The sequence below is a fragment of the Kitasatospora sp. GAS204B genome, from assembly GCF_029892155.1.
Lineage (GTDB): Bacteria > Actinomycetota > Actinomycetes > Streptomycetales > Streptomycetaceae > Kitasatospora.
This window is the reverse complement of record NZ_JARZAG010000010.1, coordinates 60,906-78,454: the sequence shown is the minus strand read 5'-3', so window position 1 is coordinate 78,454 and position 17,549 is coordinate 60,906. Positions and strand designations below refer to the sequence as shown.

General features: G+C 74.2%; 18 protein-coding genes. 6 read left to right on the top strand and 12 right to left on the bottom strand.

Going from position 1 to position 17,549, the window contains the following annotated elements; translation table 11 throughout:
- Positions 1 to 141: 141 nt before the first annotated feature.
- From P3T41_RS15925 to P3T41_RS15915, 3 genes are all read left to right on the top strand, one after another.
- Positions 142 to 1,239, top strand: coding sequence for a MerR family transcriptional regulator (locus P3T41_RS15925; protein WP_280690630.1), 1,098 nt, complete (start codon positions 142 to 144; stop codon positions 1,237 to 1,239).
- A gap of 115 nt (positions 1,240 to 1,354) precedes the next feature.
- Complete coding sequence (locus P3T41_RS15920; protein WP_280690503.1) at positions 1,355 to 3,064, top strand: peptidoglycan-binding protein; 1,710 nt, start codon at positions 1,355 to 1,357, stop codon at positions 3,062 to 3,064.
- A 157-nt stretch (positions 3,065 to 3,221) separates the two neighbouring features.
- Positions 3,222 to 5,177: a BTAD domain-containing putative transcriptional regulator gene (locus tag P3T41_RS15915; protein WP_280690502.1), complete on the top strand. Its 1,956-nt coding sequence runs from the start codon at positions 3,222 to 3,224 to the stop codon at positions 5,175 to 5,177.
- A 40-nt stretch (positions 5,178 to 5,217) separates the two neighbouring features.
- On the opposite strand, the gene P3T41_RS15910 is transcribed toward P3T41_RS15915, so the two are convergent.
- From P3T41_RS15910 to P3T41_RS15875, 8 genes are all read right to left on the bottom strand, one after another.
- Positions 5,218 to 5,805, bottom strand: a complete 588-nt coding sequence (locus P3T41_RS15910; RefSeq protein WP_280690501.1) for a phage tail protein — start codon at positions 5,803 to 5,805, stop codon at positions 5,218 to 5,220.
- The gene (locus P3T41_RS15905; RefSeq protein WP_280690500.1) at positions 5,802 to 7,751 is read right to left on the bottom strand and encodes a putative baseplate assembly protein; all 1,950 of its coding nucleotides are present in this window, start codon (positions 7,749 to 7,751) and stop codon (positions 5,802 to 5,804) included. Before P3T41_RS15905 ends, P3T41_RS15910 begins: the two co-directional genes overlap by 4 nt.
- Complete coding sequence (locus tag P3T41_RS15900) at positions 7,751 to 8,164, bottom strand: GPW/gp25 family protein (protein WP_280690499.1); 414 nt, start codon at positions 8,162 to 8,164, stop codon at positions 7,751 to 7,753. The genes P3T41_RS15905 and P3T41_RS15900 overlap by 1 nt, the downstream gene beginning before the upstream one ends.
- A gap of 1 nt (position 8,165) precedes the next feature.
- On the bottom strand, positions 8,166 to 8,525 hold the full coding sequence (locus P3T41_RS15895) for a PAAR domain-containing protein (protein ID WP_280690498.1): 360 nt from the start codon (positions 8,523 to 8,525) through the stop codon (positions 8,166 to 8,168).
- Positions 8,526 to 8,599: 74 nt separating this feature from the next.
- Positions 8,600 to 10,351, bottom strand: a complete 1,752-nt coding sequence (locus P3T41_RS15890) for a VgrG-related protein (protein ID WP_280690497.1) — start codon at positions 10,349 to 10,351, stop codon at positions 8,600 to 8,602.
- Positions 10,351 to 11,061, bottom strand: coding sequence for a LysM peptidoglycan-binding domain-containing protein (locus P3T41_RS15885; RefSeq protein ID WP_280690496.1), 711 nt, complete (start codon positions 11,059 to 11,061; stop codon positions 10,351 to 10,353). Before P3T41_RS15885 ends, P3T41_RS15890 begins: the two co-directional genes overlap by 1 nt.
- Positions 11,062 to 11,161: 100 nt before the next feature.
- Positions 11,162 to 11,584 (bottom strand): phage tail protein, encoded by a 423-nt coding sequence (locus P3T41_RS15880; protein ID WP_280690495.1) that lies wholly within the window; start codon positions 11,582 to 11,584, stop codon positions 11,162 to 11,164.
- Positions 11,585 to 11,618: 34 nt separating this feature from the next.
- Positions 11,619 to 12,281: a hypothetical protein gene (locus tag P3T41_RS15875; protein WP_280690494.1), complete on the bottom strand. Its 663-nt coding sequence runs from the start codon at positions 12,279 to 12,281 to the stop codon at positions 11,619 to 11,621.
- A 232-nt stretch (positions 12,282 to 12,513) separates the two neighbouring features.
- Between P3T41_RS15875 and P3T41_RS15870 the strand changes: the two genes are divergently transcribed.
- The 3 genes from P3T41_RS15870 (at position 12,514) to P3T41_RS15860 (ending at position 13,857) form a co-directional block, all read left to right on the top strand.
- Entirely contained in the window at positions 12,514 to 12,690 is a 177-nt protein-coding gene (locus tag P3T41_RS15870; protein WP_280690493.1) for a hypothetical protein, read from the top strand.
- A gap of 348 nt (positions 12,691 to 13,038) precedes the next feature.
- The gene (locus tag P3T41_RS15865) at positions 13,039 to 13,179 is read left to right on the top strand and encodes a hypothetical protein (RefSeq protein WP_280690492.1); all 141 of its coding nucleotides are present in this window, start codon (positions 13,039 to 13,041) and stop codon (positions 13,177 to 13,179) included.
- 42 nt (positions 13,180 to 13,221) lie between these two features.
- Entirely contained in the window at positions 13,222 to 13,857 is a 636-nt protein-coding gene (locus P3T41_RS15860) for a hypothetical protein (protein ID WP_280690491.1), read from the top strand.
- Between the two features lie 999 nt (positions 13,858 to 14,856).
- Here the strand turns inward: P3T41_RS15860 and P3T41_RS15855 are convergent.
- The 4 genes from P3T41_RS15855 to P3T41_RS15840 are packed head-to-tail and all read right to left on the bottom strand — an operon-like array spanning position 14,857 to position 17,521.
- Complete coding sequence (locus tag P3T41_RS15855; protein ID WP_280690490.1) at positions 14,857 to 15,012, bottom strand: DUF6760 family protein; 156 nt, start codon at positions 15,010 to 15,012, stop codon at positions 14,857 to 14,859.
- Positions 15,009 to 15,473, bottom strand: a complete 465-nt coding sequence (locus P3T41_RS15850) for a hypothetical protein (RefSeq protein ID WP_280690489.1) — start codon at positions 15,471 to 15,473, stop codon at positions 15,009 to 15,011. The genes P3T41_RS15855 and P3T41_RS15850 overlap by 4 nt, the downstream gene beginning before the upstream one ends.
- A complete protein-coding gene (locus P3T41_RS15845) occupies positions 15,470 to 15,913 on the bottom strand; it encodes a phage tail protein (RefSeq protein ID WP_280690488.1) in 444 nt (147 codons plus the stop codon). The genes P3T41_RS15850 and P3T41_RS15845 overlap by 4 nt, the downstream gene beginning before the upstream one ends.
- 48 nt (positions 15,914 to 15,961) lie before the next feature.
- Positions 15,962 to 17,521: a phage tail sheath subtilisin-like domain-containing protein gene (locus tag P3T41_RS15840; protein WP_280690487.1), complete on the bottom strand. Its 1,560-nt coding sequence runs from the start codon at positions 17,519 to 17,521 to the stop codon at positions 15,962 to 15,964.
- Between the last annotated feature and the right edge of the window lie 28 nt (positions 17,522 to 17,549).

Genomic DNA, 17,549 nt, shown 5'->3' with positions numbered 1-17,549 from the left:
CGATCACCGCCAGCAGATTCGTGCGGGGCGAACCGGGCCCGCACCGGCTTGCGGGAGTCGCCTCGGACCGCCCTGAGTGAGGCTCTTGACCCTCACGTGGCGTCAGGCCGCATAGTCGGTGCCGTGGAAGATCACTGGACCGTGGGACGCGTGGCCGAGCTGGCCGGCGTGAGCGTCCGCACGCTGCATCACTATGACGGGATCGGGCTCGTTCGGCCGTCGGCGCGGACCCTGGCCGGGTACCGGGCCTATTCGGAGGGCGACGTGGAGCGGTTGCGGGAGGTGCTGGCCTACCGGCGGTTGGGCTTCGGGCTGCGGGAGGTCGCGGACCTGGTCGGCGACCCGTCCACCGACGCGGTCGCGCACCTGCGCCGACTGCGCGGCCTGCTGTTGGAGCGGCGTGATCGCGCCGACGCCATGGTGGCGGCCATCGACAGGGAACTCGAGGCACGAGCGAAGGGACTGAAGGTGACACCGGAGGAGCAACTGGAGATGCTCGGTGCACGGCTGTACGACGCGATCGGCGGCGCCTACACGGCAACCCGGCGGACCGAGCCGCGGATCGCCGCGCAGGTCTGGGACGCGCTGGGGGACGCGCAGACGGTGCTGAACGTCGGGGCGGGCACCGGCTCCTACGAGCCCGCTGATCGCGACGTGATCGCGGTGGAGCCGTCGGCGGTCATGCGGGGGCAGCGACCTGCCGGCTCGGCGCCGTGCGTGGCCGCCGCCGCGGAGCGCCTGCCGTTCGAGGACCGCTCCTTCGACGTCGCGATGGCCGTCTCCACCGTTCACCACTGGGGGGACCCGATGGCGGGGCTGCGCGAGATGCGGCGGGTGGCCCGGCGCGTGGTGGTGCTCACGTTCGACACCGACGAGCCCGGCTGGCTGGACCGGTTCTGGCTCACCCGCGACTACCTGTCCGAGTTCGCCGCCGTCCTCGCGGAGTTCCCCTCGCTCGCTGGGATGGCCGACGCGATCGGCGCCCGCGCTGAGCCGGTGCCCGTCCCGTGGGACTGCGCTGACGGTCTGTTCGAGGCGTACTGGCGCCGGCCGGGGGCGTATCTGGAGGATCACGTGCGCCGTGCGATGTCGGTGTGGACGAAGGTCGGGCCGCAGGCCGAGCGCCGGGCGGTTCGAAGCCTCGGCGACGACCTCGACTCCGGCCGGTGGGCCGAGCGCAACGGCGACCTCGCCGACCTCGACGCGGCAGATCTCGGCCTGCGCCTGCTCATCGCCTGAACCACGGCGCGGCCGCCGATGATCGGTGGATCTGCCCGGACGGGCAGTCAGCGTTGCCCGAGTGGCGACCCGTTGGACCATCCTGGCTGGAGGCGGTGGTGGCTACCGTTCGACGGTGAGTATCTGGACCTCCCTGGAACCCGCGTCGGCAACGGTCGACGCCGGCGCGAGCACCACCGTGGCCTTGCGGCTGCGCAATACCGGCGACGTCGTCGAGGAGTACCGCATCCAGCTGGTGGGTGACCCGGCCCTGTGGGTTCGGGTCGAGCCCGCCACGCTGAAGCTGTACCCGGGCACCAGCGGCACGGTCGAGTTGACCTTCGTCCCGCCGCGCACCCCTGACGCCACCGCCGGGCCCAACCCGTACGGCGTGCAGGTGCTGCCCGTCGAGCAACCCGACGCGACCGTGGTGGTCGAAGGGATGCTGTCGATCACGCCGTTCACCGAGTTCTTCGCCGAGTTGCTACCGCCGGTCTCCCGGGGCCGGCTGCGCGGGCGCCCGCGGCTGGCGCTGGACAACCTCGGCAACACCCCGCTGACCGCCTCGCTGGTGGGCCGCGACCGCGCCGACCAGCTGGACTTCGAGCTGCAGCCGTCCTCGGTCCAGATCGCCCCCGGGCGGGCGGCGTTCGCCAAGGTCACGATGCGCCCGAAGCAGCGGCGCTGGATCGGCGGCAAGCAGGACCTGCCGTTCGGCATCGCGGTGCAGCGCTCCGGGTTCGAGCCGACCACGGTCGACGGCACCTGGATGCAGGGCGCGCTGCTGCCCCGGTGGATCATGCGGTTCATGGCGGTCCTCGCGGTGCTGACGGCGGCGGCGGTCGCCCTGTGGCTGGCGGCCGCGCCCCACGTGAGCACCAGGGCCGCGGAGGTCGCCGCGACGGTCGCCCCGTCGGCGATCCCCACCACGGGCGCCGCGGCCCAGGCCGCGGGCGCGCCCAGCACCCTGCCGCAGACGCCGGTCGGGCAGCCGAGCACCGACCCGGGCGCTCCGCTGTCGGTGCCCGCCGGGGGCGGCAACGTCGCTCCGGCGCAGAACCCGGCCCCGCTCCAGGCCCCTGGCGGTGGCGGCGGCGGTGGCGGTGGCGGCGGCGGTGGTGGCAACCCGCCGGCTCAGCCGGCCCAGCAGCCGGCCGGTGGCGGTGGCGGCGGTGGTGGCGGCGGTGGTGGCGGTGGCGGCGGTGGTGCCGCGGCTCCGTCGGGGCTCGCCCTGCCGATCACCACGACGAGCAGGACCCCGGCCAACCTGATCGTGCAGTTCGCCCAGCAGCGGCTGGCGAGTCTGTCCAGCAACAACCCGTGCAAGCTGACCGCGGCCGTCACCCCGGGGGTGCTCGACCAGGCCACCGCCGCCCAGATCGCCTGCTTCCAGGCGGCCACCGACCGCAACGCGCAGCACCCCGGGAACCTGGGGGCGAGCGATCCGAAGGGCGCCCTCGGGCGGGCCACCATCACCGCGATGATCATGTTCCCGGTGATCGGCACGCCGGACAACGTCGAGGGCGACAAGACCACCTGGGAGAACGCCTGCACCAACGCGGCCCTGGTCTGGGCCGACCAGGACAGCCTCAGCCAGAACGACCTGAACACCGAGGCCACCTTCCTCCAGCAGGTCATGGCCAACCTGAGGCACGCGACGGCCAACCCGACCGCGGGCTACAACACCCAGGGGATCCACCAGTACCAGCAGGACGTGCACCCCCCGGCCGGCACCTCGGGGACCACGAACATGGTGAACGCGCTGGTCGGCGGCTGGGTCAAGGACTACAACACGCAGCCCGGCGTCATCAACGCCTCGGGCTGGCCCGGCCTGTACACCGGCTGAGGCCGGTGCGGAACGGGTCCGCCGGTGGTCGGCCCCGAGCCGGTCGCCGGCGGACCGGACCTACTTCCGCTAGCTGTTCTTCCTGTTCCACCGTCACCCACGCTGCTTTGCTTGAACCGTTGGGCAGCCGTGAGTCGACACAGGGAAGGACGCCTCCGTGCAGGACACGATCGCGACCGGTCACCTCCCCCGCTACGCCCCGGTCGGCGCGGCGCGGCCGGTCGGACCGGCGCAGACCGTGCTGAGAGCCCTCGAAGCTGCCCGTTCGGGCACCGCGGGGGCTCTGTTGGTGCGCGGCGAGTGCGGCATCGGCCGGACCACCTTCCTCGCCGAGGCCGCACTCGCCGCCACCGGCGCCGGCTTCCGCACGGCCCGGGCTCGCTGCCACCCGCAGGGCCACCAGGAGCAGTTCTCGGCGGTGCGCCAGCTGCTGGAGGATCTGGGCTCGCTGCCGCAGACCGCCACCGGCTTCGCCCGGCGGGTGACCGCGGCACAACTGGAGCGACCGGTCCTGCTGCTGGTGGACGACCTGCACTGGTGCGACACCTGGTCGCTGCAGGCGCTCAGCCACCTGCGGCACCGGCTGGCCGGGTTGCGCGTGGTGCTGCTCGCCTCGATCCGCGGCGACCTGCCGGCCAGTCACCCCGAGCCCTGCCGCGACCTGGTGACGGAGCTCCGGCAACTGCAGCTGCGCGGCCTGGACCGCAACGACGCCGAACAGCTGGTGTGCGAGATCCTGCCCGGCGACCCCGATCCCGGCTTCGTCACCGAGTGCCTGCGCCGCACCGGCGGCAACCCCCGGCTGCTGGAGGCGCTGCTCACCGAGCTGGCCGAGCACGAGGTCGCCCCCGACCGGGTCGGCGCCGGCCTGCTGCCCCGGTACGCGCCGCAGAGCGTGGCGCAGCACGTGCAGGCGATGGCCGGTGGTCCGGGCAGCGCGGCCTGGCAGCTGGCCGGGGCGCTGGCGGTGCTGGGTGGGCAGGCGAGCCCGGCGTGGACCGCGCAGGTCGCCGGGCTGGCGCCGGAGCGCGCGGTCGAGGCGGCCGACCTGCTCTTCCGGGCCGAACTGCTGGCCCCTGGAGGGACGCTGACCTTCCGACACCCGGTGCTCGGCGACGCGGTGGCCCGCCACCAGCCGGTCGGCTCGGCCGCCCGGCTGCACGACCGAGCCGCTGCGCTCGCCCGCGATGCGGCGGCGGGCACCGGGCTCGGTCGGCCGGCGGGAGTGACCATCCCGCTCGCCCGCCCCGGTGCGCGGGGCGTCACCGGTCGCCTCGGCAGTCCTGATACGCCGACGGTACCCGTACCCGTACCCGCGCTGCCCGACCCGTCGGATTCGTCGGGCCTGTCCGGCCAGGGCGTCGTGCCGCCGGTCGTCGTGCCGCTGATCGTCGACCGACGGCGGTCGGCTCCGCCGCTGCTGGAGCTGCGCTGCCTGGGTGGCTTCCGGATGTTGATCGCCGGGGCGCCGGTGGACTGCTCGGCGGCCCGCCCCAAGACCCGGCGGCTGCTGCGGCTGCTGGCGATGAACGGTGGTCGACCCGTGCACCGCGAGGTCCTGCTGGAGGCGTTCTGGCCCGACCTGCCTCGTGTCACCGGGATCCGCAACCTCCAGGTCACCGTCTCGCGCCTGCGCGAACTGCTGGGCGCGGGGCTGCTCTGCCGCACCGGTGACGCCTACGGACTGGCGCTGGGAGCGCAGCAGGAGGACCAGGTGGTCAGCGACGTGCGTGAGTTCGAACGCGCGGCGGACGCGGCCCGGCCGCTCGACCGGACCCGCGACGCGGCTGTGGCCCTCACCGCGCTGCGCACCGCGCGCACCTGGTACGTCGGCGACCTGCTGCCGGAGGAGGGCCCGGCCGAGTGGGTGGTCCAGGAGCGGGAGCGGCTGCGGGCCCGGGCGGCCGAGGTCGGCGCCTGGCTGGCGGACGCCGAGCTCGCGGCCGGCCGGACCGGGGCCGCCGTGGAGGCGGCCGAGTACAGCCTGCGCCTCGAGCCCTTCCACGACGGAGCCTGGCGCGCGCTGATCGGCGCCTACCACCGGGCCGGTGACCTGGCCTCCTCGGAGCGGGTGAGCCGGCAGTACGACAGCCTGCTCGCCTCCCTGGACTGATCCCCGGCCCGGCTAGCGGACCCCGGCTACCGGACCCCGGCTACTCGGGCAGCACCTCGACCCGGAAGTCGACGTGGGCCGGGCGCTCGCGTTCCACCACTGCCTCGATCCGGCGCAGCGGCACCGCGCCCGCGGCCCGGACCCGCACCAGCACCGCGGGCCGGGGTGTGCCGGGCAGCGGGCCGTTCGGGGTGGCGGACCAGGTGGAGCCGCCGCTGTCGAGCACCTCCGCCTCGACCCCGAGCAGCCGCAGCTGTTCGACCAGGCCGCGGTTGGTGCCGCGCAGTCGGTGTGCGGGGATGGTCTGCGCCACCAGCGAGCGGCGCTCGGCCAGCGGCACCGGCTCGCCGTCGACGCGGGCGGTGTGCTCGGCGGCCACCCAGCCGGCCAGCCAGTCCAGGAAGTCGGCCGGCGCCTGGCTCGGGGTCCAGTAGGCGTCCATGCAGTCCAGCACCGCGTGGACCGGGGCGAGGACGTCGTCGAACGCGCCCAGGAAGCGCTGGGTGAAGTCGTCCTCGGCGTAGACGCCGGGCAGTCGGGCGCCCAGCGGGTGCGGCGAGGCCAGGCCGTCCACCGCCCGGCGCCCGCCCGGGTCCGGCTCACCCGCCGGCACGGCAGCGGTCGTCACAGCTCCTCCACCCTGACCTGGTGCTGGTGCGAGAAGACCAGCGCGTTGCGGTCCAGGTCGACCCGGTCGCTCGGGTCGCCGCGCTCACCGGTCAGCGGGTTCGCCGGGAACAGCTGGACGTGGTCCACGAGTTCGACGCCGGGCAGCCGCTGCAGCACCGCGTACGCCTCGCCCGCCTGCACCGGACGGCCGAACGGCCAGCCCTGGCCGTCCGGGCCGCCGGTCAGCGGGTTGAGGTAGCGGTAGAGCGCGTCCAGTGCCCGCTCGCGGACCTGCCCCACCGGCACCCCGCGCCGGGCCATCACCCGGGCCACCACGGTGACGCCCTGGTAGAACGGCGGCTCCACCACCAGCCGGGCGCCGATCGGGCGCCGGTCGTCCAGGTAGCGCGCGATGGTGTCGAGCAGGTCGTCCGGCGGCACCATTTGCTCGAAGCGCAGCCGGTCGCCCGCGTCCGCGGTCACCCCGGGCACCACCAGCACCCGCACTCCGCCCTCCGCGGCGCCCGGGCCGGCCGCCAGCGCGCGGATCCGGGCCGTGGACGGCGCCGCCCGGCGGGCCAGCAGCTCGTAGTCGGCGGCGGTCACCGCCCGGTCCTGGGTGCGCAGTTCGACCGGTCCGCGGAGCATCGCGGACTGCACCGTCTCGCCGTCCACGCCGCCCGTCGCGCCCTCCCGGTTGGCCACCCGGGAGACGTAGGGGACCGAGCTGCGCAGCACGCTCAGCGCGCCGCGCGCCACATTGCCGCGCCGCCCGCCGCCGGTGCGGTAGCGGCGGACCCTGATCCGGGCTCCCTTGGCGGGCACCGCACCGTAGTGGCGCAGCGTGCCGTCGGCCTCGCGCACGGCCGGTCCGAAGGCGACCTCGCCGGTGGTGCGGTCCAGCGTGAAGTGCGGGTCCGCCGGGCCGGTGTCGCCGAAGGTCTCGACCTCCGTCCACTCCTGCCAGCCGTCGCCGTCGGCGACCTCGACCACCAGCGGGCCGGGTTCGGCCAGTACCGGCGGGCGGGCGACCGGGAAGCGCTGCCCCGGGGTCCCGCCGGAGTCGCCGATCCACTCCTCGTCGACGGTCTCGGCGTGCAGCGCGCCCACGGTCCCGCCCACGGTGCCGGCCGAGACGGCGCGCACGGTCGGTGTGGCGGAGTAGAACGGCTGGCCGGGGCGGCTGCTGACGGTCCGGCAGCGCAGCCAGCCGGCCCGCCGGCCCGAGACGGCGGCCACCGCGTGGCCGGCCGGCACGTGCAGCACCACCTCGCCCGGGCGGTTCAGGCCACCGGTGCCGTCGCTGTCCACCTCGCAGGGCAGCCAGGTGTCCCCGTCGTAGGCCTCCCAGACCAGCGGCGGCTGCCGGGGGTCGACGCCGACGCCCTCGACCTCGCTGTCCAGCGCGAGCAGCACCGCGCAGTTCGGCACCGCGGCGGACAGGCCGAGCAGCATCACGTCGCCGACCTGCGGGCTCTCGGTGAAGCAGGCGACGTCCCGGCCGTCCAGCAGCTCCTCGGTCCGGTCGCTCGGCCGGCCACCGGCCGGCTGGGTCAGCAGCGCGCTGAACTCGCATGGCACGATGGCCAGTTCGCGCTCGGTGGCGAAGACCACCCGGTCGTCCTGCCCGGTGCTGACGGTGGAGACCTCGGTCCCTTCGCGCAGGCGCAGTTCGGCCTCGCGCGGTGCGGAGAGCCAGAAGGTCAGCCCGGCCCGGGCGGCCGAGGCGGGGAAGAGCTTGACGCCGATCAGGTCCAGGAAGGCGAGGTAGTTCTTCTCGGGCACCCGGTTCAGCCGGTAGATCAGTTGGTCGGTCATGTGCGCGAACGCCTCGATCAGCGTCACGCCCGGGTCGGAGACGTTGTGGTCCGACCACTCCGGGCAGCGTTGCTGGACGAACCGTTTGGCCTCGTCGACTAGTTGCTGGAAACGGCGGTCGTCCAGGTTGGGCGCGGGCAGGGACATCAGTGGGAGCTCTCCTGCTCATGCTCGGGGATCACGTAGAAGGGGAAGACCAGGCTGCGCGGGTTGTTGGTGCCGCGCACGGTGTAGCGGATGTCGATGTAGAGGGTGCCGGTCTCGACCCGGTCGTAGGAGACGTCGACGGAGTCGACCTCGACCCGGGGCTCCCAGCGGTCCAGCGAGCGGCGCACCTCGGCGGAGATCCGCCCGGCGGTGTCGGCGTCGGTCGGTGCGAAGACGTAGTCGTGGACGCCGCAGCCGAACTCGGGCCGCATCGGCCGCTCGCCGGGCGCGGTGCCCAGGACCAGCCGGATCGACTCGACGATCTCGCGGTCCGAGTCGACCAGGGCGATCGCCCCGGTCGGGTCGGTGCGCAGCGGGAACGCCCAGCCGGAGCCGACGAACTGCTGGGGCATCTCAGGCACCCCCGATCAGCACGGTGGGGTCGCCGAAGCTGACCGACGCCTGGCAGAGCGCCTTGTCGCCCTCGCGCGCCGCCGGGAACCCGCCGATCAGCACCTGGCTGCCCAGTGAGAGCGCGGGCAGGATCACGTTGGGCTCGATCTCGGCGTGCAGGGCGCAGAGGCACTCGGCACCGACCACGGCGGCCGGTGCGCCACCGATCCGCACCGAGGGCACGCCGAGCAGCGGCTCGAAGACCGGCATCGGGGGCAGCAGTTGGCCGCCGGGCAAGCCGACCGTCCCGTTCGGCAGCCCGCCCACCTCGGGTATGTACTCATGGCTGATGGGGTCCCCCACCCTCGCGGCCGGCGGCATCGGTCGTACTCCCTTGTTCTGCTGCGGTGCTGGCAAGATGACGCGGCCGCCTGGTCGGCCGAGTTGACGTGACGTCAGTTGAGCTTGATGAGCGGCGCGTTGACGCTGACCTCGGCCTCTCCCTTGATCGAGACACTCCCGCCGCTGAGGCTGAGCGGACCGGCTCCCGCGTCCAGGGTGATCCCGGTGGCGCCGCGGATGGTGACCTTGCCCTTGCTGTCCACGGTGATCTCGGTCTGCTGCCGGTCCAGCCGGACCGTCAACCCGTTGTCGCCGGTGGAGATCAGCACGCCCTTGCCCTCGCCCATGGCGCCCTGCAGCTCCAGCCGGTCGCCGTTGCGCGAGGAGAGCGTTCGGCCGGCCACTTTGCCCGAGGGGTCGATGAGTTGGCCGCTGGCCGGGGACGGGCTGTCCTTGCCGTTGTAGAGCCCGCCGAGCACCACCGGGCGGTCCAGCAGCCCCTGTTCGAAGGCGACCAGCACCTCGTCGTCGATCTCCGGGCAGAACAGGCCGCCGCCGCCGACCCCGCCGAGCTGCACCGTGCGCACCCAGTCGGTCACGTACACGGGCGTGCCCTCGGCCGGACTGTCCGACAGCCAGGGGAACTTGAGCTTCACCCAGCCCTGCTTGGCCTGCTCGCCGTAGCCGTCGGCCGGGATCTGCCCGGGCCGCAGCACGTCCACCACCACACCGATCGCCACCGACGGGACCCGGGGCGAGCGGGCCGGGGCCGAGGCGCCGGTGGCCAGACCGAAGAGCGTGCGGTCCTGGCGCCCGCTGACCGTGACCCGGGTCTCGTAGCCGAGCCCGCGCAGGTAGCTGTGCGAGACGGCGGTGATCGTGTAGCGCCCGTCGAACGGCGTGCCCGCCCCGCCGAGGGCGACCGGGGTGCCGACCCGCAGCTGCGGGTTGCCGTCGACGCAGATCTCGAACTCGCCCAGGGCGGCGGCGTTCTCGGCGGCCAGCGCGGTCGCCACCGCGGTCACCTCGGCGTCCGTCCCGTACGGCACGTCGGCCACCACCAGGTCGGCCGGCGGGAACTTCGCGGTGGCCGCCGCCGGGGTCAGCCCGAGCTGCTGCCCCACGCTCGGCACCACCGGGGCCCGGTAGCCGACCGCCTTCTTGGCGCCCACGTCCCAGCCCCGCGCCTCCACCGCGGAGACCTGGTTCACCGAGGTCGCCGCAGCCCGCACCGACCGGGTCGTCTTGCCCAGCTCCACCACGAACGGGTTCTTGTCCGCATCGGTCGACGGATCGGGGGCACCGGTGGCCGCCACCGGCTTGCGGAAGTGGAAGATGCCGTTCTCGACCACCATCTCGCGGTCGTTCTCCAGCGCCAGCCCCTGCAGGAAGTCCCAGTCGGAGACGTTGGGTTGGGTGGCGTACGGATACACCATCGTGGTGGCGTCGATCTGCACCTGGCCGATGCCGGCCTTCTCGGCCACCTCGGCGGCGATGTCGGAGGCGGTGCTCTGCGGATAGCCCGCGATCCGCCGCCCGCGCCGCAGCCGGTGCGAGACGTCCATCGCGCGCACCGTGGTGAAGCTGCCGGCGCCGTCGAACTCGGCCTCCAGCGCGACCACTTCGCCGGTGAACAGCGGCTCCAGCGGCGAGCCGGAGTCGCGCTTGGCCTGGATCGTGAAGAGCGCGCCGATGGTGATCCCGGTCTGCGCCAGCAGCGCGCGGCTCGGGTCGAGGAACCGCACCACGGCGACGGCGGCGAGCCCGCCGCCCTCCTCCACCAGGATGTCCATCGGAGCGGAGTCCCAGACCGGTGGCAGCGCGCCGGGGACGCCGATCTCGAAGCCGCTGGTGTCGGCGCCCATCAGGCCGCCCCCGCCCGGCGCTCGGTGCCGGAGGGCACCAGGACCTCGGTGCCCGGCCGCAGCCGCATCGGGTCGTCGATGTCGTTCGCCTCCGCGATCCGGCGCCAGGCGGTGGCGTCGCCGTACTCCTGGTACGCGAGCATCTCCAGGCTGTCGCCGCCGACCAGCCGGTGCACCCGGCGCGCTGTCAGCGCGCCCGAGGTGGGGTTCTGACCCGGTGTCGGCTCGCCGGACTCGGCGAGTGCCACCGTGCAGGTCGCGCGCAGCGGCTTGCCGTCGGTGTCGAAGAGCGTGAAGGTCGCGTTGACGCTCTCCAGGTAGCCGGCGAAGGTCACCGCCTGGAACGTCCCCCAGGTGAACACCACACGCGGCGGGCAGGGCGCCTTGGCCGCGATCGAGGCCTCGGTCGGGGTGCACCAGCCGAGCACGGTGTCCACCGCCCGGGCCACGCTGTCGTCGTGGGTGGCCGTCGCGTCCAGGAAGAGCTCGACGTTCAGGCGGCGCGGCTCGGCACCCTGGAACTCGGGGGTGCCCACCTCCGGCGACTTGGCGGCCGGATTCTGCAGCCAGCGCGCGCCCTTGCTCATCGCGAGGGTGTGCGGGTTGAACTGGAAGGTGACCGGGCTGCCGATCTTGCCGCCGGGCATGGCGCCCGGGGTCTTCGGTGGCTCGTAAGCCGTCAGGATGGCCTTGGCCGGCGCGACGGTCATGGTCTCCGCTCCCCTCGTTCTGCTGGTGGGTGGTGGGTGGTGGGTGGTGGGTGGTGGGTGGTGGGTGGCTGCGGGCGGTCGGTGGTGGGCCGCTCGATGCTCAGATGAAGCCGTGGTGCGCGATCTCGATGGTCTCGACGGCCGCTTCGGAGCGGCCGGGGTCGAAGGACGGCCCGCTCCAGCGCACCAGGATCACCTCGCGCAGCGACCAGGTGGCGATCGGCGACTGCAGGTTCGCGGTGAGCGCGGTGATCTGCGCCGTGCCCCGGGTGACCTTCTGCTGAAGGCTCGCCAGGTAGGCGGCGATCTTGGCGCTGTCCGCGGTCAGGCCCCGGGTCATCGTCACGTTGGGGTAGCTCACCCGGGTGGGCAACTGCCAGACGAACCCGTTGTTGCCGCCCTCCGGACGCTGCTCCACCTCCACCTGCGCACCCAGGCCGCTGCACGTGGTGAAGACGCCGAGGTCGACGCCGGTGAACTGGAGGCGGAAGTGGACGCTGGTTCCGGGGTCGGGGGTACTCATCGGGTCGCTCCTGCGGGTGGTGGTGCGGTCTCGTTCATCGCCCGCCGTCCGTCAGGCGGCCGGCCCGCTCGCGGCCGTGACGCAGCTCCGAGCGCAGCAGCCGGCCGATCGGGCCGGCCAACCGCCGGGCCAGCTCGTCGAGATGGCCGCGATCGAGGGCGGCGAGCACGCCCGCGCCGTCCGGGGCGGGCGACTGGGGCGCGTTGTCGGGGGTGGCGGTGGACGTGGTGGCGGTGGTCGAGCTGGCTCGGGTGGGGGTGCTCGGGGTGTGGGGCGCGGGGGAGTGGCCGAAGAGCTGCACGGTCGTGGCGCCGGTGGGGGCGGGGGGCGCGGGCGGGGTCGGCTGCTGCACCTTGCGGAGCACCACGGGAACGGCCGGCGGGGCGGCCGGCGCGCTCGTGACCGGGTGCTCCCGCAGCCGCTGGACCATCGGCGCCGCGGGGCCGGCCGATCGACCCGGGCCGCCCGCGGACTGCGGGACCGGAGGCGCCCAGTTCGCGGTCTGACGGTGGGGGGCCGCCGCGGGGAGGGGGGTGGGAGGGGTGGTGGGGGTGGACGTGGGCGTGGGGGTGGTGGGGGCGGCGGGGCGCAGTGGGACGGGGGGAGTGGTCTGCTGGGCGCGGCGCTGCACGGGCGGGGTGGCGGGGGCTGTGGGCGTCGCTGGGGAGGACGGGGCTGTCCGGCGTTGCGCCGTCATGGCGGTGGCTGTGGCTGTGGCTGTGGCGGTGGCTGCGGCTGGGGCTCCCGTGCCGTGGGCCTGGGCCTGAGCCTGTGTCGCTTCCCGGGTGGTGCGGCGGGCGAGGGCGCGCTGGGCGACGGCGCGGAAGCCGCCCGAAGCGGGGTGTCCCGGGCTCGGCCGCACGTCGCCGCCGGCGATCGGCTCTTGCGACGCACCGTTGCCCGGGTCGGCCAGGCGCTGCACCACCGGCGTGGCGCCGGTGCCCGGGGTGCTGTCGCCCGGCTCCGGCGCGCTCGCGGCCACCGAAGCCCGCGCGGTGCGGGTACCGCGCCGCTGGACGACGGAGGAGGCGCTGACCGCCGACCCGCCCTGCGTAGCGCTGCCCTCGGCGGCCGAAGCCCGACCAGTGCGTCCGATCCGGCGCTGAACCGCCGAGACGACGCCGGCCGGCGACCGCGACGCACCGGTGCTGCCCCCCGATTCCGGTGCGCTCCCGGCCGCCGTTGCCCGACCACCGCGCGCACCGCGCCGCTGCACGACGGGCGCGCCGCTCGGTTCGGCCGGGCTCTCGGCCGCCGCCGACCGCCCGGTGTGCCCGAGTCGTCGCTGGACCGCCGAGGCGGCACGGGCGGTGGCACGAGCGGTGGCACGCGAATCCGCGCGCTGCGCCGTTACGCCGGAGTCGGCAACGTGCGCACCTGCCACCGTGCTCGTGGCGCGCCGTGCTGAAGATCCGTCACTCGTCGGGCCCGCCGGTGCCCCGGCGCCTGCGGCCGTGGCGGACTCGCCTGCCGGCCGGAGCCACCGCAGCGGCACCGCCGCGGGCGTCGCCGGGCTCGCCGGCCCCGTGCCGGCCGCCGCCGGGCCGCTCTCCGCTGTGAGCAGCGGGGCGATCGGCCGGGAGGAGAGCAACTGAACGCTGGGCACGGGTCGTTCGGTGCGTCGCTGCACGGAGGGGGTGCTGCTGCCGGCCGCCGCAGCGGTGGCAGGCGCCCGCCGAGCCGCCTGCACCAGCGGCACCACCGGCGTCGCGGCCCGCCCACCGGCAGGTGCACTGTCCGCACTGCGCTGCACCGCGCTTGCGCTGGCCACGCCGGCCGCGCCGCCCGGTCCGTCTGCGGCTGCGCCGGCGCCGGCGCGCCCCGAGCGGTCACCCGTCACCAACGGCGTTGCCGGCGGCACCGGCGCGGCCTGCGCAGGTGTGCCCGCCCCGTCGGCACTGCGCTGCACCACGGCCGCGCGGCCCGCGCCGTCCGCACCGATCAGCGGTGCGACGGCTTCCGGGGCAGCGGCCCGGTCCGCGCCCGACGCCGCCGCTGCGCTGCGCTGCACAACTGCGGCCGTAGGCGCGCTCGATGCAGGCACGGTCGATGCAGGCGCGCTCGAAGCTGGTGTGCTTGCAGCAACCGCGCTCGCAGCCGCACGCGTGCTCGAGTCCGCGCCCTGCGTGGCACTGCGCTGGACGGGCGAGCCCGGACCCGTCGGCGGGCTCGGCACGGCTGCCGTCTGCGGCAACGCCGACAGCGGCTTGCCCAGGCCGACCCGCCGTTGCGGCAACTTCGGCGACTCCGGCGCGGCGGGTGGGCTCGGCTGAGCGACCGGGCTCGCGGCAACGGCCGTTGGGGCCGGGCGAACGGCCCGCTGCACGAGCGCGGGCCCGCCCGCCGCCGATTCGGCCGACCCGGCAGCCGGCCCCAGGGGGAGAGCCGGCACCGCCGAGCTCGGCACTGCGGTCATGGGGGCACCAAGTCCGCTACGGGACACCGGAGATGTCCCGCCAGGTGCTGACGCCGATGGTGATGCCGGGGGCGGGGGCGGGGGCGGCCCGCCGGTCGCCCCGTGGCCCCGGTGCGCGCTGGCCACCGTGAGCGGCAGCGCGGGCAGCGCCCGCGCGTTCCCGGCGACCGGCTGAGCCGTCGTCAACGGCCTTGCCGGAGCGGCACTCCTGCCGTCACGTCCCGCCGTACCGGCTCCGGCCCCGGCTCCGGCTCCGGCCGCAGCCCGGCCGCCGACCGTCGCGCGCTGCACCGCGAGCCGCGGCAGCGCGGGCGACTGGCCTGCGCGGGCTTCGACGGTCCGATGAGTCGCTCCACCGTCACCCGCTCCACCGTCACCCGCGCCGTCCGGGTAACCGCCCCCGCTCGCCCCGGCCGCCGCCTGCTCGGGCAGCGGCCGCACATAGCTCAACGCCTCCTCGCCCGCCCGCTGCACCGGCACCCCGGTCACCGGGCGCAGCACGCCGTGCAGCAGGCCGGCCGGTGCCGAGGAGCTGACCAGGTGGCCGAGCGAGCCGTGAAAGGAGGGGTTCTGCCGGGTCGCCAGCCGGCTCACGAACCGGTCGGGGTCGTCCAGGTCGCCCGAGGCCGGCCCGGCGCCCGCCGAGGCCCGCTGGATCGCGGGCAGCGCACGCCACTCGGCCCGGGCAGCTCCGCCACCCGCGTGGTCGCCCACGGTGGCCGCCGGTGCGTCGACAGGTGCGTCCACGGGCCCGTCCACCGGCCCGTCCACCGGCGCGGATCCGGACGCGTCCACCGCGGGCGCGCGCCCGGGGCGTCGCCGTCCCAGTCGGTCTCGCAGTGCCACGTCCGCTCACTCATCCTTCGTTGATCCTGGTGTTGATCCGCGCGATCTCCTCGACCCAGCGCACCCGTTCGGCATGCGTCAGGTCGAGGATCTGCTCCTGCTGCCAGTGGAAGTGGTACGCGATGTACGCGGCCTCCTCGTACAGACGGTCGGCCGCGTACGTCACGATTCCCCCAGGCGCCCGCCCGCGAGGTCGACTTCGAACGGGCTCTCGCAGGACGGGCAGGTCACGGCGGCGCGGGTGTGCCCCTCCGCGTTGATCCGCCGGTAGAAGTCCTGCAGGAAGGCGAGGTCGGAGGCGAACAGCTCCTCCACCACGCCGGGCCCGGGGGCGGACAGCGTGCCGAGCCGGGTGATCACCGTGCCGAGCAGTACCACGGTCAGGTACGCCGGGTTGCTCTTCACCCGCAGGTCGATCAGCGGCATCAGCTCGTCGCGCGCGGTCGCCAGCCGCATCGAGCCGTGCCGGTGCACCGTGCCCCCCGCGTCGACGTAGCCGCGCGGCAGCTCGAACTCGAACTCGGTGCGCAGCGGTTCGACCGCTGCCACCGCGGGCGGGGCGGCCTCCTCGAATGCCTCTTCGGGGTCGAACCCGGCTGCCCCGCCCGCGACCGTACGTCGCCTCATGCGAAGTCAACATCCTCGAAGACCAGGGTGACCTTCTCGATGGCGGCCGTGGCTCCGCCGGCCGTGAGGGTCGGCCCCTCCCACTTCTTCGCCCATGCCTTCTGCAGGTTGATCGTTCGGATCGTCTTGTCCGCCGAGTCCTTGATGATGATCGAGATCGTCTGCCGGGCTGAGGCCACGTCGCCGCTGATCAGTGACTTCTTGAGCCACTCGGTGAAGGTCGAGCTGGTGTCGACGCCGCGGGAAATCGTGACCTCGCCGCCCTTGCGCGCACCCGCGAGCTTGCGGACCAGCAGCTTGCCGGCGCTGGTCACCTCGGCGTGGTCGATCGAGTCGAGCTCGAAGGAGAGCCCGCTCACCTCCTGGACGGTCTCCACCTCGTAGGCACCGAGCTTGACCGTGAAGATATGGGTGGCAACCGCGTAACCGGCGTCCGTCATCTCGGACCACCGCCTTTCTGAGTCTGCTGGGATTCTGGGGAACTACGGCTACTCGGCGACCAGGCTGGTGCTGTCCGAGAACTGCGCCAGCCGGAAGACCACGAACTCGGCGGGCTTCACCGGGCAGATGCCGATCTCGCAGACGACCTGGCCGAGGTCGACCGAGGACGGCGGGTTGGTCTCGGCGTCGCACTTCACGTAGAACGCCTGGGCGGCGGTGGCCCCGAAGAGCGCGCCGCGCCGCCACTCCTCGGTGAGGAAGGCGGTCAGGTCGCGCCGGATGCTGATCCAGAGCAGCTCGTCGTTGGGCTCGAAGACGGTCCACTGGGTGCCCAGCAGGATCGATTCCTCGATGTAGTTGAAGAGCCGGCGGACGTTGATGTAGCGCCAGGCCGGGTCGGAGGAGAGCGTGCGGGCGCCCCAGATCCGGATGCCGCGGCCGGGGAACGCCCGGATGCAGTTGACGCCGATCGGGTTCAGCAGGTCCTGCTCGCCCTTGGTGACGTTGACCGCCAGGTCGATCGCCCCGCGCACCACCTCGTTGGCGGGCGCCTTGTGCACGCCGCGCTCGCTGTCGTTGCGCGCCCAGACGCCCAGCATGTGGCCGCTCGGCGGGACGAACCGGTTCTGGCCACTGGCCGGGTCGAAGACCTTGATCCACGGGTAGTAGAGCGCGGCGTACTTGGAGTCGTAGCCGGCGCCCTCCTGCCGCCACTCACGGACCTGGCGGGGCGTCATGTCCGGCAGCGGGTCCAGCACCGCGATGCGGTCGCCCATCAGCTCGCAGTGGGTGATCATCGCGCTCTGCACGGCCTTGACGCCCTCGGCGTCGATCAGACCCTGCTGGTGGGCGGCCATCAGGTCGGGCACGGCGAGCATGGTGATCTCGTCGATCGCCTCCAGGCCCGCGAACCCGGTGCGGGCGTCGGCGTCGCCCACGTACTCGGCCACCGAGATACCGGTCGGCACCACCTCGGCCGGGCCGGCCGGCACGGCGAGCGTGACGGTCTGCTTCTGCGGCTTCGCCAGCGCACCGCCGGCGGCCGCCGCCTCCTCGAGCAGGATGAGCGCCGAGCGCTCCTTGACCTGCGTCACCACGTAGTTGCGGGCGCTCTTCTTGGCCGATACGTCGAAGGTTTCGACCGGCTTGCCGCCCTGCTTGACGACCAGCTTGAACCGGTCCTCGCTCGGGCTCTCACCCTCGGCCTCGGCCACCTCGACGGTGAGCTCACCCTCGACCCCGGCCAGCGCGGCGACCTTGAACGCGCCCAGCGCCACGGCCTCGCCGACCGGCAGCGCCTTCGGCTTGGCCAGCGCGCTCTTGGCCTTCGCCGCCTCGCCGACCTCCGAGCCGACCCGCACCACGTACGCGATACCGCCGCCGTTGGCGAAGTACCCGTACACCGAGTGCGCCAGGTAGGCCCCCTCGGTGAACCCGCCGAAGGCCTGCACGTACTGGCTCCACGTGGTCACCAGCGTGGGCGTGTGGAACTGCCCCTTCTCGGCGAACCCGACGAAGGCGGCCACGGACGTGCCGACCCCTTCGATCGGGCGAGGTCCGCTGGAGACCTCCTCCACATACACGCCTGGGGACAGGTACGACGGCATCCTTGGCACTCCTCTTCGGTGGACTCCG

Bases quoted from the DNA above. Each gene is read 5' to 3' on its own strand.
- P3T41_RS15845 (WP_280690488.1), bottom strand. From the start codon at position 15,913: ATGACGGACGCCGGTTACGCGGTTGCCACCCATATCTTCACGGTCAAG.
- P3T41_RS15890 (WP_280690497.1), bottom strand. From the start codon at position 10,351: ATGGGCGCCGACACCAGCGGCTTCGAGATCGGCGTCCCCGGCGCGCTG.
- P3T41_RS15895 (WP_280690498.1), bottom strand. From the start codon at position 8,525: ATGCCGCCGGCCGCGAGGGTGGGGGACCCCATCAGCCATGAGTACATA.
- P3T41_RS15885 (WP_280690496.1), bottom strand. From the start codon at position 11,061: ATGACCGTCGCGCCGGCCAAGGCCATCCTGACGGCTTACGAGCCACCG.
- P3T41_RS15905 (WP_280690500.1), bottom strand. From the start codon at position 7,751: ATGTCCCTGCCCGCGCCCAACCTGGACGACCGCCGTTTCCAGCAACTA.
- P3T41_RS15875 (WP_280690494.1), bottom strand. From the start codon at position 12,281: ATGACGGCGCAACGCCGGACAGCCCCGTCCTCCCCAGCGACGCCCACA.
- P3T41_RS15900 (WP_280690499.1), bottom strand. From the start codon at position 8,164: ATGCCCCAGCAGTTCGTCGGCTCCGGCTGGGCGTTCCCGCTGCGCACC.
- P3T41_RS15850 (WP_280690489.1), bottom strand. From the start codon at position 15,473: ATGAGGCGACGTACGGTCGCGGGCGGGGCAGCCGGGTTCGACCCCGAA.
- P3T41_RS15840 (WP_280690487.1), bottom strand. From the start codon at position 17,521: ATGCCGTCGTACCTGTCCCCAGGCGTGTATGTGGAGGAGGTCTCCAGC.
- P3T41_RS15880 (WP_280690495.1), bottom strand. From the start codon at position 11,584: ATGAGTACCCCCGACCCCGGAACCAGCGTCCACTTCCGCCTCCAGTTC.